The 12,806-nt window shown below is 60.9% G+C and carries 12 protein-coding genes and 4 pseudogenes; 8 read left to right on the top strand and 8 right to left on the bottom strand.

The window, feature by feature from the left end; all coding sequences use genetic code 11:
- Window positions 1-22: 22 nt before the first annotated feature.
- Window positions 23-517 (bottom strand): anti-virulence regulator CigR family protein, encoded by a 495-nt coding sequence (locus tag LE197_RS07545; RefSeq protein ID WP_031631194.1) that lies wholly within the window; start codon window positions 515-517, stop codon window positions 23-25.
- A gap of 349 nt (window positions 518-866) precedes the next feature.
- Here LE197_RS07545 and LE197_RS07540 point away from each other — a divergent pair, with 349 nt between their 5' ends.
- Window positions 867-2,354, top strand: coding sequence for a SulP family inorganic anion transporter (locus LE197_RS07540; protein WP_031692864.1), 1,488 nt, complete (start codon window positions 867-869; stop codon window positions 2,352-2,354).
- 163 nt (window positions 2,355-2,517) lie between these two features.
- Here LE197_RS07540 and LE197_RS07535 read toward each other — a convergent pair whose 3' ends face one another.
- Window positions 2,518-2,727 (bottom strand): hypothetical protein, encoded by a 210-nt coding sequence (locus LE197_RS07535; protein WP_023106554.1) that lies wholly within the window; start codon window positions 2,725-2,727, stop codon window positions 2,518-2,520.
- 256 nt (window positions 2,728-2,983) lie between these two features.
- Between LE197_RS07535 and LE197_RS07530 the strand changes: the two genes are divergently transcribed.
- Window positions 2,984-4,747: a putative bifunctional diguanylate cyclase/phosphodiesterase gene (locus LE197_RS07530; protein ID WP_031692863.1), complete on the top strand. Its 1,764-nt coding sequence runs from the start codon at window positions 2,984-2,986 to the stop codon at window positions 4,745-4,747.
- 58 nt (window positions 4,748-4,805) lie between these two features.
- Here the strand turns inward: LE197_RS07530 and LE197_RS07525 are convergent, their stop codons facing one another.
- Window positions 4,806-5,213, bottom strand: coding sequence for a hypothetical protein (locus tag LE197_RS07525; RefSeq protein WP_226033973.1), 408 nt, complete (start codon window positions 5,211-5,213; stop codon window positions 4,806-4,808).
- Between the two features lie 194 nt (window positions 5,214-5,407).
- On the opposite strand from LE197_RS07525, the gene LE197_RS07520 reads away from it, so the two are divergent.
- The gene (locus LE197_RS07520) at window positions 5,408-6,388 is read left to right on the top strand and encodes an IS5-like element ISPpu21 family transposase (RefSeq protein WP_019437692.1); all 981 of its coding nucleotides are present in this window, start codon (window positions 5,408-5,410) and stop codon (window positions 6,386-6,388) included.
- Between the two features lie 146 nt (window positions 6,389-6,534).
- Here the strand turns inward: LE197_RS07520 and LE197_RS07515 are convergent, their stop codons facing one another.
- The 4 genes from LE197_RS07515 to LE197_RS07500 all read right to left on the bottom strand — a co-directional run bounded on the left by LE197_RS07515 (window position 6,535) and on the right by LE197_RS07500 (window position 9,039).
- Window positions 6,535-6,876 carry a hypothetical protein gene (locus tag LE197_RS07515; protein WP_003120049.1) on the bottom strand — a complete coding sequence of 114 codons (342 nt, stop codon included), beginning with the start codon at window positions 6,874-6,876 and terminating at the stop codon, window positions 6,535-6,537.
- A gap of 273 nt (window positions 6,877-7,149) precedes the next feature.
- The gene (gene lecA, locus LE197_RS07510) at window positions 7,150-7,518 is read right to left on the bottom strand and encodes a PA-I galactophilic lectin (RefSeq protein WP_003102492.1); all 369 of its coding nucleotides are present in this window, start codon (window positions 7,516-7,518) and stop codon (window positions 7,150-7,152) included.
- Between the two features lie 790 nt (window positions 7,519-8,308).
- Complete coding sequence (locus LE197_RS07505) at window positions 8,309-8,554, bottom strand: hypothetical protein (RefSeq protein ID WP_031639264.1); 246 nt, start codon at window positions 8,552-8,554, stop codon at window positions 8,309-8,311.
- The gene (locus LE197_RS07500) at window positions 8,551-9,039 is read right to left on the bottom strand and encodes a hypothetical protein (RefSeq protein ID WP_031692861.1); all 489 of its coding nucleotides are present in this window, start codon (window positions 9,037-9,039) and stop codon (window positions 8,551-8,553) included. Before LE197_RS07500 ends, LE197_RS07505 begins: the two co-directional genes overlap by 4 nt.
- Before the next feature lie 197 nt (window positions 9,040-9,236).
- On the opposite strand from LE197_RS07500, the pseudogene LE197_RS07495 reads away from it, so the two are divergent.
- The 4 genes and pseudogenes from LE197_RS07495 to LE197_RS07480 all read left to right on the top strand — a co-directional run.
- Window positions 9,237-9,359: pseudogene (locus tag LE197_RS07495) on the top strand (single-stranded DNA-binding protein); the annotation flags it as partial.
- Window positions 9,360-9,361: 2 nt separating this feature from the next.
- A pseudogene (locus tag LE197_RS07490) lies at window positions 9,362-9,802 on the top strand (recombination-associated protein RdgC); the annotation flags it as partial.
- A 189-nt stretch (window positions 9,803-9,991) separates the two neighbouring features.
- Window positions 9,992-10,183, top strand: a pseudogene (locus LE197_RS07485) (DNA translocase FtsK); the annotation flags it as partial.
- Complete coding sequence (locus LE197_RS07480; RefSeq protein ID WP_023106548.1) at window positions 10,180-10,389, top strand: LexA family protein; 210 nt, start codon at window positions 10,180-10,182, stop codon at window positions 10,387-10,389. The pseudogene LE197_RS07485 and the gene LE197_RS07480, both read left to right, overlap by 4 nt.
- Window positions 10,390-10,505: 116 nt before the next feature.
- On the opposite strand, the gene LE197_RS07475 is transcribed toward LE197_RS07480, so the two are convergent.
- Window positions 10,506-11,633 (bottom strand): substrate-binding domain-containing protein, encoded by a 1,128-nt coding sequence (locus LE197_RS07475; RefSeq protein ID WP_071533863.1) that lies wholly within the window; start codon window positions 11,631-11,633, stop codon window positions 10,506-10,508.
- Between the two features lie 239 nt (window positions 11,634-11,872).
- On the opposite strand from LE197_RS07475, the pseudogene LE197_RS07470 reads away from it, so the two are divergent.
- Window positions 11,873-12,732: pseudogene (locus LE197_RS07470) on the top strand (DNA adenine methylase).
- The last annotated feature ends 74 nt before the right edge of the window (window positions 12,733-12,806 follow it).

Here is a 12,806-nt window from a genome sequence, read left to right as displayed (position 1 = left end):
GCCCTGCACAGCCAAGGCCCGCTCAGTCGAGAGCGTTGTCCAGCACTTCGTAGATCAGCCCGGTCGCCACCGCCACCAGCAGCAGGTCGGTGCCAGCCTGCATCCACTCGTAGCCGTCGTAGTGCGGCAGCCGGCCGAGCAGGCGGCCGTCGAGTTTCCTGGCGATGCCGGGCGGCAGCGGCTTGCCGCGCGCCAGGTTCTTCTGGATGCCGGGCGGCAGGGCCGGTCCCGGGTTCCAGTAGCCGCGGTTGTCGCCGAGGATCACCCGTACCCCGCCGACGTCGATGCGCGGCCCCGAGTCCCGGTTGCCGCCGCCGTTGCCCTTCTGGCCGGAGCCGCCGCCCTTGTTGCCGGGGCCGCCCTGGTTGCCTTTGTTGCCCTTGTCAGCCTTTCCGCCGTCCATCTGGTTGCCATGCGGATTGCCCTTGCCATTGCCCGGGTCGGCCAGGACGGCAGGCGTACCGCCGAGCAGAGACAGGCTCATGACCAGCGCCAGCACAGAACGAGTGTTGAACATGATGATGTTCTCTCCATGCAAGGACGATCCCTCGATAGCTTAGAACCGTTTCGCCTGTTTGATTCAGCGCCACCGATTGCGCCCCCAGGGAATGTCCGGAGTAGAGCTTGGTCGGGCCTATCGAATCGGCTATGCTGCCGCTCCCTGCAAGCGACCACCCGCACTCCCCGATGACCTGGCTGCCCACTCCGCCATAGCCATGCCTGCCCCTTCCGGCAACGGTCCGAACGACCGCGGCCAGCGTTCGTTCGCCTGAACGCCTGTCGTCATCCCTAGTTTTTTCAATGCCATCCCACGGCCCGCACCGTCGACCGACGGCACGGGCCGCGCCTCGTCCCTGGATATCCCGATGCTACAGACGCTGAAACAGAACTGGTTCTCCAATATTCGCGGCGACCTGCTCGCCGGCCTGGTCGTCGCCCTGGCGCTGATCCCCGAGGCCATCGCCTTCTCCATCATCGCCGGGGTCGACCCGAAGATCGGCCTGTACGCCTCCTTCAGCATGGCGGTGGTGATCGCCTTCGCCGGCGGCCGTCCGGGAATGATCTCCGCCGCTACCGGCGCCATGGCGCTGCTGATGGTCAACCTGGTGAAGGACCACGGCCTGCAATACCTGCTGGCGGCGACCCTGCTCTGCGGCGTGCTGCAGATACTCGCCGGCTACCTGCGCCTGGGCTCGCTGATGCGCTTCGTCTCGCGCTCGGTGGTGACCGGTTTCGTCAATGCCCTGGCGATCCTCATCTTCATGGCCCAGCTACCCGAACTCACCGATGTCGGCTGGCCGGTCTACGCGATGACCGCTGCGGGCCTGGCGATCGTCTACGGCTTCCCGCACCTGCCACGGATCGGCCGGCTGCTGCCCTCTCCGCTGGTATGCATCCTGGTCCTCACCGGCATATCCATCTACCTGGGCCTGGACATCCGCACCGTCGGCGACATGGGACAGTTGCCCGACAGCCTGCCGCTGTTCCTCTGGCCGGACGTGCCGCTGAACCTCGACACCCTGCTGATCGTCCTGCCCTACTCCGCCGCCCTGGCGGTGGTCGGCCTTCTGGAGTCGCTGATGACCGCCACCATCGTCGACGAGATGACCGACACCGGCAGCGACAAGAACCGCGAATGCAAGGGCCAGGGGCTGGCGAACATCGCCACCGGCCTGCTCGGCGGCATGGCTGGCTGCGCGATGATCGGCCAGTCGGTGATCAATGTTAAATCCGGCGGGCGCAGCCGACTCTCGACCCTGGTGGCCGGCGTCGCGCTGCTGCTGATGGTGGTGTTCCTCAGCGACTGGGTCGGGCGGATTCCCATGGCGGCCCTGGTGGCGGTGATGATCATGGTGTCCATCGGCACCTTCCGCTGGGAGTCGATCCGCAACCTGAAGCGCTACCCGCTATCGACCAACCTGGTCATGCTGGTGACGGTCGGCGTGGTCCTCGCCACCCACAACCTGGCCTTCGGCGTGGTCGCCGGCGTTCTCCTGGCCTCGCTGTTCTTCGCCAACAAGATCGGGCACTACCTCGATATCGACAGCGAACGCTCCGCCGACGGCACCCGCCGCCACTACCAGGTGAGCGGGCAGGTGTTCTTCGCGTCGTCCGGCAAGTTCGTCGCTGCCTTCGACCTGAAAGAGACGCTGGAGCATGTGCTCATCGACCTGCGCCACGCCCACCTGTGGGACGTCACCGCCGTCGCGGCACTGGACAAGGTGGTCCTGGGCTTTCGCCAGCGCGGCGCGCAGGTCGACGTGCTGGGCCTGAACGCCGCCAGCGCGACCCTGGTCGATCGCTTCGGCGCCTACGACAAGCCCGGCGCCGTGGACATTCTCCCCGGTCACTGAGCGAGGCGCCGCTCAGCAAGCAGGCTGGCGCGTTGTAGCGATCCGGCGATTCGGAAGCTTCCTCCGGGTCAGTGGCTGGCCTGCGAAGACTCTCAACGTATCAGTGCCGACAGGGGGCAGCACGGGGATACAGCGCTGCATCGGTGCCTGCGCGCCCGGAGGCCTAGCGCCCGGAGCGGGAGAAGGCGCGAAAGGTGTCGAACGCCAGCACCAGGAACAGCATCGGCATGAGCAACGGAACGAATGCGGACATGGCGTCCTGGTAAGGCCGCCCCAGCCACCGCAGGTAGAGGCTGGCGCCGCCGATCAGCAGGACGACCAGAAGGATGACGAACTTGCAGAGGCGCGAGGCAAAGGAGAGCGTGTCGGACATGTCTTTTCTCGGTGGAAGCATGTGCGACCGTTTTAGCGAGCGGTGGTGCCGGTCGATATAGGAAGCGTCCGATTGGCAGGTAATCGGTTTCGCAGAGCTGGCGTCGGCGTCGAAGGCCCTACCGGCATGACCGCGATCAACCCCCATACCCTTTCAGCGCTGCAATCTGGGAAAAGAGCCCGCGCTCCATGAAATAAAGGCACAATGACATCATTGCTTGCCGATGCCCGACATCGCAGTAGCCCAGGAGTCCAGCATGGCAACCCCACCCTATCCCGAGGACGAGCACTCGAGACAAGCCTACGTCGACCAACTCGGTCTGCTGGAAGAAGGCGCGGACGAGGTATTCGAGGAAATCCTCGCCGCCGCTACGTCTTACTTCCAGACGCCCATCGCGCTCATTTCCATCCTCGACCACCAGCGCCAGTGGTTTCGCGCGAGCATCGGCCTCGATATCCGGCAGACGCCGCGACGGGATTCGTTCTGCGCCTATGCGATCCTGGGCAAGGGAGTCTTCGAGGTGGCCGACGCCACCCTCGACCCGCGCTTCCGGGACAATCCCTATGTGCAAGGCGAACCGCGCATCCGCTTCTACGCCGGGGCTCCGCTGGCCACCGCGGAGGGTCTCAACCTCGGCAGCCTCTGCGTCATCGACCGGGAACCACGCGGGCCACTGACCGAGCAGGACATCGCCATGCTCGAGCATTTCGCCCGGCTGGTGATGGCCCGTATCCATACGCTGCGCTCGACCAACTACATCGACGAGCCAACCGGTCTGTACAACCGTCTCCGCCTGCAGGAGGACGTTTCCCTGCGCCTGCAGCGCGACGGCGCCCTCACCGTGATCGCCGCCGACCTCCTGCCCCTCGCCCTGCTGAATACCATCATCCGTACGCTGGGCTATCCCTTTTCCAACGACCTCATGCTCGAGGCGCGCGACCGCATCCGTGCGGAACTGCCGGATTTCACCCTCTACAAGATCAGCCCGACGCGCTTCGGACTGCTCCTGCCACGGCAGCAACAGGAAGAAACCGAGTCGGTCTGCCTCCGCCTGCTACAGGCCTTCGAAAGCCCCGTCGTATGTCGCAGGATCCCGATCAAGGCCAACGTGGGACTCGGCGTACTATCGCTTGCCGACGATCCCCTCGACGGCGACCAGGACTGGCTGCGCCTGGTGGTCAGCGCGGCCGACGACGCCCGCGACCGCGGTGTCGGCTGGGCCCGCTACAACCCGCCGCTGGACCAGGCCCAGCAGCGAGCCTTCACATTGCTGACCTCGCTGTCCCAGGCGATCGGAACCGAAGAAGGCTTCCATCTGGTGTATCAACCGAAAATCGACCTGCCGACAGGCAGGTGCACGGGCGTGGAAGCGCTGCTGCGCTGGCGGCACCCGCAACTCGGCTTTGTCAGCCCCGCCGAATTCGTGCCCCTGGCGGAGAAAACCGCACTGATGCGCCCCCTCAGCGACTGGGTGCTGCGCCATGCCATGGCCCAACTGGCGCAATGGAACGCACGGAACATCCCGCTCAGGCTGGCGATCAACGTATCGGCATCGGACATGGAAGACAGCAGCTTCCTGGAAGAGGCCGTCAGACTCGCCAAAACCTACGACATCGACCTTTCCGCCCTCGAGTTGGAATTCACCGAAAGCGTACTCATCCGCGACGCCTCGGCGGTCGGCTCGGTGCTGCTGCGTGCCCGGGAGCTTGGCATGGGCATCGCGGTGGACGACTTCGGCACCGGCTACAGCAACTGGACCTACCTGCGCGACCTGCCGGTCACCGCCATCAAGCTCGACCAGTCGTTTACCCGCGACCTCGCCGGCTCGCCGAAGGCGCAGAGCGTCACCCAGGCGGTGATCGGCCTGGCCAGCCAGTTGGGTTATCGGGTGGTCGCGGAAGGCATCGAGACCCACGACACCTTCCACCTGCTGCAGGCCTGGGGCTGCCACGAGGGCCAGGGCTATCTGATCGCCCAGCCGATGCTGCCGGAGCAATTGGAGGACTGGCTGCGGCGCTAGCCGACGCAGGCACGTGGAATGGGCCGTACCAGCATGCTCGCCAGCCTCAGCGCGTCGCTCAGGGACTGGCGAGCAAGGCCCAGACCAGATAGATCGAGTAAAGGGCCAGGAGTATCAGTGCCAACAGCACCGCTTTGCTGGCATGGCGCGCAGCCACCCAGCGGGAATTGCGCCCGCAACGCCAGACCACGACGAGGCTGAGGCACAGGTAGGCCAGCCTCACCAGCTCGACACCGATCATTCCCCACAAGGTCAGGGCCACCGCATGTTCGCCGGGAGCTTCCTGCATCAGCGGATCGACAATGGCCACCATCACCTGCCTGGCGGCGACACTGAGCAATAAGAAACCCGCAGCGAAGAACAGCCAGAATGCCTTCCACAGCGGCTGCCCGCCGGAAAGGAAACCTCTCGCAGTCAGCTTCTCGTCGGCCAGGTCGGCCTCTGGGGTCTTGTATGGGTGCTCCATGCCCTGGGTCCTCCCTGCAAACGGGCACCCTAGCACATCCCGATCCGCTCGCCTTCTTCAGCGGGCGGCAGACCGTTCGTTGCACCTCGCGATGTTTCCAGCGCTCGGCCGAACCGGGTAGCGTCTCTAGGGAAACTCTGAAAAAGACTTCCTGATTTGGCAAAATCCGCCGACTTCACCCGCAGAGCTTTCCGATGAAGCAGATGACCTTCGCCGACGCCGAGTACGCCGGCAAGCGCAAGCAGACCCGCAAGGAACTGTTCCTGATCGAAATGGAACAGGTGGTGCCGTGGCAGGGCCTGATCGCCCTGATCGAGCCGCACTACCCGAAGGGTGAAGGCGGTCGTCCCGCCTATCCGCTGATGGCGATGCTGCGCGTGCATCTGTTGCAGAACTGGTTCGGCTACAGCGACCCGGCGATGGAGGAAGCGCTGTACGAGACGACCATCCTGCGCCAGTTCGCCGGGCTGAGCCTGGAGCGTATCCCCGACGAAACCACCATCCTCAACTTCCGTCGCCTGCTGGAGCGCCACGAGCTGGCGGCCGGGATTCTGGCGGTGATCAATGGCTACCTGGGCGACCGTGGCCTGTCGCTGCGCCAGGGCACCATCGTCGACGCCACGCTGATCCATGCGCCGAGCTCGACCAAGAACAAGGACGGCAAGCGCGATCCCGAGATGCACCAGACCAAGAAGGGCAACCAGTACTACTTCGGCATGAAGGCGCACATCGGCGCCGACAGCGAATCCGGCCTGGTACACAGCGTGGTGGGCACGGCGGCCAACGTGGCCGATGTCACCCAGGTGGACAAGCTGCTGCACGGCGAAGAGAACCTGGTCAGCGGCGATGCCGGCTATACCGGCGTCGAGAAGCGTGCCGAGCATGCAGGCCGCTCGGTCATCTGGCAGATTGCGGCGCGGCGCAGCACTTACCAGCAACTGAGCAAGCGCAGCCCGCTGTACAAGGCCAAGCGCAAAATCGAGAAGGCCAAGGCGCAGGTACGTGCCAAGGTCGAACATCCATTCCGGGTGATCAAGCGCCAGTTTGGTTACACCAAGGTGCGCTTCCGTGGCCTGGCCAAGAACACCGCACAACTGATTACGCTGTTTGCGCTGTCGAATCTGTGGATGGCGCGGCGGCATTTACTCGCGAACACAGGAGAGGTGCGCCTGTAACACGGCGAATAGCCGCTACGGGGTACGCGTAGCGGCTAAAAACCCTACATAAGACGACGATCTGAGCGCTTTTTGATCGATGGATCGCTTCAAAAAACAGCGAGGTCTGTAGTCGGCCAGAAATACGTGGCTACTTCAGACCATCCCTAGCGCGGGCAGGAGACCTGCGTGCCTTCCACCTTGCGGATGTGATCGCGATAGGAGCCGGAAACCAGGATCGATTGCGTGCCGCCCTTCTCGCTGAGAATGCCATCGCAACTGTAATCGCAGCCAGCCTCGATGCTGAGGCACACGTCCTGTCCCTCGAAACGGTACAGGTTGGCAGGCCACCCCGTGCAATCGTACAGGCCTGCGCCAGGGCATTCGACGGCCTCGAGTCTTCCGGCAACGACGATGGTCGAACCTGCCATGTCCTTGAGTTCCTCCGCGGCGCCAGCGGCAATGGAGAAGAGAGCGGGAAATACAACCAGGGAAAGTCGGCAGGGCATCGGCTTCGGTACTGTCTACTATGTGGACGGAATTCTGAATCGGGTCAGGAATCGATATTCCCGTTCAGACCGAAGCGTGTTGAAGCAGTTCCCCGCCCCCACTCGCTCGGTTTCCCACGACCGCGGCAGCCCCAGGAGATCGATAGCATTGTCATTGGTAGTCGCAACTGCGAAGCGCTGCCTGTCCGTTCATAACGACCACGCGGGCAACGTCACTTTATTCATATTTAAAAAAAGAGCCCGTTCGGGCCCTTTTTTTTCAGAAACAAGTTATCAGGACTGATCCTTTCCAATATTGACGCTGAACGAGCCGGAGTTGTTGCCATAGGTTCCGGGCACGTCGTTGTAGATAAGAGTGATTGCGCCCTGGACGTTATTGGGTGCAACCCAACGGAACAACCCGGTATTGACCGGAATGGTTCCGCTGTTGCCAATCTTCATGACCAGCGCGCCACAAAACGCATCGTGGCAGATCAGCCCTTGGTCCGGATGCTCCCGATCGCCCTGCGGCCCCCATTTCTGGGTAGGTCCGTAACTGGCCCAACCGGCGGCGACGATGGTAATGACATCGCCCGGATTGTAGATAATCGACGTTACCTGCCCTGCTTCGTTATTAGCCAGAACCTCACCTTTCCAAGCCATGATTGATCTCCGATATATGAATTCCTGTTCATAAACGAAAGAGGCGAAAAACCCTGATTCGCGATCCTTCCCTGTCAGCAAAGCACAGCAGCGAGAAAGTACCGCCTATCAATTCATGCAGGAGAAAACACAATAATTCCGCCAGTGAATTGAATATATTCGGAAAGGAAATTAAAAAGCAGGAGCAGAAGATAACGACAAAAAACAAACTTCCAAAGACAACTACTTCAAGCTGACCAAACACTCCCGCTCGCCAGCCAGGGCGAACCCTATACGGAGCCGTACTAGAATGAAACGCCTCCAAGGCCAAGGAGGGAAAGAAGGCAACGTCGACTCGTTGACTGCCGCGCGATTGCGGGCCAGAAGAAAATCGGGGAAGGAGCGCAGAAGTCGGCTGAACGCCAGGAAACACGATGGTGCCCGGAGCCGGGGTCGAACCGGCACGGGGTTACCCCCGAGGGATTTTAAGTCCATCGGTTTATCGTTTAATTTCATTAGGTTAGATTGAAATTCGTTCCGTATAAATCTAGTGGAAGCACGCCAGCAGGCCACGGAATTCGCTAGGTAAATTCAGATTGCGGAACTGTTTTCAGCTTCTTCCAAGCGTACCCAAGCGAGATTCTCCGCTCGTCGGCCGCCCTCGAGTGCTGGATATTCATACAGCGTAATTTCCGGCCCACCCGACAGCCGGAGATTCCAGTGTCCTACTCCGCCCCGTATCTGCCATCACCAGCGCGTCACCCAATGGCGGTGGCCACCCTCACCAACACTCCAGCCGGCCTGCGCGCCATCATTCGTCTACTTTCGAGAACCTATCTCGACGTACGAAAAGGTCGACTCCGAGGACAACAAGGCAGATTCCTAGAATGCCAAGATCGAAGCCCACTAGCTTGGTGGAAGAAAAGCAGAATATCAGCACCCAGGCTGCAACAAACGCAGCGACCCCCAGCCATTTACGGATGCCTCTTGGTCGGACGAGGTAGCCTACTGCGGTGATGACCACGGCCCAAATCGCGAACTGAAGGACATCATTCATGCGGGCTCTCCAGCACTCGGTACGATCTGCGATTTGACTGAATGCTGGGGCCCTATCCCGCCGGACACCTCCCCTTCAACGCTGACAATGACGTCTCCAGCGTGGTAGGTCGGCAAACCCTCCTGAGTAGCCCAACGAACAGCAAGGCCGCTACCAATCCCAACAAAGGTGTTGATACGTTTACCTGCAACTGCCGCAAGCCCACCGATAACACCCGCGATGGTGACGCGCTGCTGGTTTAGAGAGTCGGCTTGGGTTCGGGTCAAGGGCAGCGAGACAAAGACTTTTAGTACACAAGCTCGATCCTTCGCCTGCATTCTGTCGAAAATCTCAACCGCGAGATCAGCCACCACATGGCTGGCCTTCGCTGATGGACAGTATTTCATGTGAAGCAGCCGGCTGCGCTCTGCCCATACGAGGCGAATGATCGCCAAGCTGAAGTTGATGCCGTGCTGGCTGTGAATATGCGTCCGTTCGATATCCATAGCGTTCCTTCCGTGCTTCGAGCGCGCAGTTTCGGTAGCCAACAACACCGCAACCACTAGCAGAACAGCTAGCTCTCAACATCCACGCCCAGACGGAGTTAGCCTCAGCGCTCCGCTTCGTAGGCTGCTACGCCTGAGCCGACGGCGATCCACCCATCCGGCGAGTGCGCGGTGTCGCAGATCGATACGTCCACCGCCTGGCCACTAGCAAAAGCTGGAAGGACAAGCAGACCGGCCAGCAGCAGGAACGCACTGAGTGGCGCCGGGTGGTGCTCTTTGGCCGACTGGCCGAAATCGCAGCGCAATACCTGCGAAAGGGCTGGTGATCGTGGACACCGCCACGGCGAAGGCCGCCGAGGATCTGCTGTCGACCTTGGGCGAGGCCCTGGGCTCCCTCCCCATCAGCCCAATCACAACCAAGGCCTCGCCGACCGCCACCATGACCGAGTGGCTGCGCAGCCAGGAAACCAATGCGGGTGGCGACTTCTGGCTGTGCGACGGCGCCCTGCTCCGCGACACCGACGAGCAAGGCAGCATTACCGCCAAGCACCAGGACCTGACCAGCGACGTGATCCACCAGCACCTCGACTCAGGTAAAAGCGTCACCAAGCTCGCTCTCGCATGAAAGAAAGACCTCTCCTTCGTACTCGACGAGGGCCTGGTGATCCGCAGCCTCCGTTTCGACGACCTGCTGCAGGAGCGGGCACTGGACGACGCTGGTAAGGATTCCGACGAGTTCGCACAGGCCGACGCCAGCTTCGTCCTGATGATACCCACCTTCCGCGAGTTCATACCGCAACTGCTGGAGGCCTTGGGCGGCGAAGAGTCCCCGCAGGGAATCGACGGTGTGCACAATGAGCCCGAACCAGCGCCTGGCGCCGGCATCGACGTAACCAAGGCGCTGGGGATGCACGACGGTATCACCGCGACCCTCCATATCCCCCGGGCCAACGGGCCCGGTGACGACCCGCTGCTGAAGGAGGCCATTCGCTTCGTCCGCGAGACGCGCCGCGCTTCGATCTCCGCCATCCAGCGCAAACTCAAGATCGGTTACAACCGCGCGGCCCGTCTGGTCGAGGAAATGGAATTGCTGAATATCGTCGGGCCGATGAAGGGAGACGGATCTCGCGAGGTTCTGTCGTGAAGTCGGCCCCCTCGACGATGCAGAACGAAACGCTCGGGCACATCCGAGCGTTCTGGGCGGAGAAAGGCTACGCGCCCACCGTCGCAGAGCTGGCAGCCAAGGCCGGCGTCCGCCAGTTCGCCATCCAGCAGCGTCTGACCGCCCTTGAGAACAAAGGCCACATCCAGCACGACCCGAAGGTGGCGCGCAGTATCCGCCCGCTCTAACGCCACCCGCCGAGCGCCCCACCTGGGGCGCTTTCAATTCCAGCAAGCACGCACCGGACGCCGCCCTGTGGGCAATCAAACTATTTGCCATGACCCAACAGGGCGGCGTAGTGGCGTCAAGGTCTTCCTTTTCCGTTACATACGTTGGGGTTATTGATGTTCAGATTTTCATTATTACCAGTAACAAAACTAGCCATAACTGCCTGCTTCCAAGTGGCTGTGAGTGGCAAGAATCCGTGGCTTGCTATTGCCGCATTATTTGTATTCCCTTCATATTGACGCACAAGAAACTCACGAACTTCATTAGCCACACCAAAATCCTTATAGCACTGCCCGATAATCATATTAGTAAAACCAACAATAGAATAGCCTGATCGCGGATTAGCAGTGAAAGGGACCCACTTTATTGGATCAACACGCTCAGAGGCAGTACTCGGCGGATATAATACTCCTGAGGTAACGGTAGCACGGGTTACCTCGAGAAGTGTTGGCAGAGTCGCATTGACCCTTGCAATCCTCGAATTATCTCCAAGACCGTCCTGCCCTAGCAAATCTGGCCCCATATACCCGATAGAACCTTCATAGCCCTGCAAAAAATCATAAACCTGCTGATCAGTAGCGACCCCGCGCCAATGGCTAGGTATAGCACCATTTGCTGATGGCTGCCTTGCATTAATAAACTCTGAACCCACTGAAAACCGCTGGGGGCATACAGAGTTTAAGTGACGAGACAGAATCTCTGTAGCGCCACTCTTTGTATATCTATAAACAACCGTTATAGGCATACTATCATCTGTACCAAGTAACTGCCCCCATGTACGCACATGGCCAGAAAACACATCACAAAGTTGAGCACTGGTTAAATTTAGGTCTGTAACTCCAGATCTTCTATAGGGAATAGCAACCGGGACAATTGCCACAGGGATCTGAATTAATGGACCATATGAACTACGATAGCTAGAGTTATAGTTACTCAACTCTGAGCCCATCAACACCGAGTCGCTACCCGCATAGTGCACCGTCCCATACGTACCAAACAGTGCCGGATTATTATCTAGAAATGCTTGCTTACCAATTCCGCTACCTGTCGCCGCATATGTGAAACTCTGCGGCAAGATACTGTCAGGCGCCTCTTTATACAGTCTGGCAGGCATATCCGCCCCGCCTCCAGTTACAGCCAGAGCCAATGATGGGGATAAGATGGCAGCACACAGCGACGCTAGAGCGAAAACCTTCTTAAACATGAGAGGTTCCTCTTAAAGGTATTCCTATGTGTCATAGGGGTGATAGGCCGCGCTACTTCTGCAGAGTCAGCCATCACCAAACTTCCCAGTATCCAGTGACAAGTTTGGGAAAAAAGCTCGGGAGAAATTGACTCTCAACGAGCAAGCCCCACGCATCAGCCTGCCCCACCACCCCGCACTGTGAGCCGCCCCCGCGTCAGGCAGGGCGGCGTCCAGTGCCTGTTCACCGAGTACTGACGATGCCTCCTCAACGACCGATTCTCCGCTACCACGGCGGCAAGTGGCTGCTCGCCCCGTGGATCATCCAGCACCTAGCGCCCCACCACACCTACATCGAGCCTTTCGGAGGCGCGGCTTCTGTCCTGCTGCGGAAGGCCCGCAGCTACGCCGAGGTCTACAACGACCTCGACGGGGACGTGGTGAACCTGTTCCGCGTCGCGCGGGACCGTGGCGAGGAACTACGCCAGGCCCTGGCGCTTACCCCGCTTGCCCGTGAAGAGTTCGAAGCCAGCTACGCGGAAACGACGGATCCGCTCGAGCGCGCCCGGCGGATGGTGGTCCGCAGCTTCCAGGGTTTCGGCAGCGCCGCGGCGAGCGGCGAACGCACGGGGTTCCGCTCAACGTCAGCGAGGATTGGTACCGCGCCCGCGCTGGACTGGCTCAACTACCCCGATGCGTTGGCCGCCATCACCGAGCGCCTACAAGGCGTGGTGATCGAGAACCGCGACGCCCGCTGATGGAGCATCACGACCGGCCGAGCACGCTGCACTACGTCGACCCGCCCTACGTCCATTCCACTCGCAGCACCAAGGTCCGCCACAACGCCACCGGCAAGTCGTACCGACACGAACTGGACGACGACCAGCACCGGGATCTGGCGGCGTTCCTTAAGGGGCTGACCGGCATGGTGGTCCTCTCCGGGTACCCCTGCCCGCTCTACGACCGCCTTTACCGCCACTGGCACCGCCTCGAGCGGAACGCCCTCGCCGACGGCGCCCGCGACCGCATCGAATGCCTCTGGCTCAACGATGCCGCGCGCAGGGGCCTGGCCCAGCTCGACATCTTCCACGACACTAAGGAGCCGGTCAAAAACTGCTAGGGCATTTGTAAAGCTTGATGTCCGAGCTATCTAACTTCGAGAATCCACTCAGAATGTAAAGGGTATTTACTCCA

Origin of the sequence: Pseudomonas sp. PS1(2021), from assembly GCF_020405165.1 — a bacterium.
GTDB lineage: Bacteria > Pseudomonadota > Gammaproteobacteria > Pseudomonadales > Pseudomonadaceae > Pseudomonas > Pseudomonas aeruginosa.
The sequence above is the reverse complement of the archived record's forward strand: the minus strand, read 5'-3'. Positions and strand labels throughout refer to the sequence as shown.

Excerpts from the sequence above, each read along its gene's own strand:
- LE197_RS07545 (WP_031631194.1), bottom strand. The coding sequence starts at position 517 with ATGTTCAACACTCGTTCTGTGCTGGCGCTGGTCATGAGCCTGTCTCTG.
- LE197_RS07540 (WP_031692864.1), top strand. The coding sequence starts at position 867 with ATGCTACAGACGCTGAAACAGAACTGGTTCTCCAATATTCGCGGCGAC.
- LE197_RS07535 (WP_023106554.1), bottom strand. The coding sequence starts at position 2,727 with ATGTCCGACACGCTCTCCTTTGCCTCGCGCCTCTGCAAGTTCGTCATC.
- LE197_RS07530 (WP_031692863.1), top strand. The coding sequence starts at position 2,984 with ATGGCAACCCCACCCTATCCCGAGGACGAGCACTCGAGACAAGCCTAC.
- LE197_RS07525 (WP_226033973.1), bottom strand. The coding sequence starts at position 5,213 with ATGGAGCACCCATACAAGACCCCAGAGGCCGACCTGGCCGACGAGAAG.
- LE197_RS07520 (WP_019437692.1), top strand. The coding sequence starts at position 5,408 with ATGAAGCAGATGACCTTCGCCGACGCCGAGTACGCCGGCAAGCGCAAG.
- LE197_RS07515 (WP_003120049.1), bottom strand. The coding sequence starts at position 6,876 with ATGCCCTGCCGACTTTCCCTGGTTGTATTTCCCGCTCTCTTCTCCATT.
- lecA (WP_003102492.1), bottom strand. The coding sequence starts at position 7,518 with ATGGCTTGGAAAGGTGAGGTTCTGGCTAATAACGAAGCAGGGCAGGTA.
- LE197_RS07505 (WP_031639264.1), bottom strand. The coding sequence starts at position 8,554 with ATGAATGATGTCCTTCAGTTCGCGATTTGGGCCGTGGTCATCACCGCA.
- LE197_RS07500 (WP_031692861.1), bottom strand. The coding sequence starts at position 9,039 with ATGGATATCGAACGGACGCATATTCACAGCCAGCACGGCATCAACTTC.
- LE197_RS07475 (WP_071533863.1), bottom strand. The coding sequence starts at position 11,633 with ATGTTTAAGAAGGTTTTCGCTCTAGCGTCGCTGTGTGCTGCCATCTTA.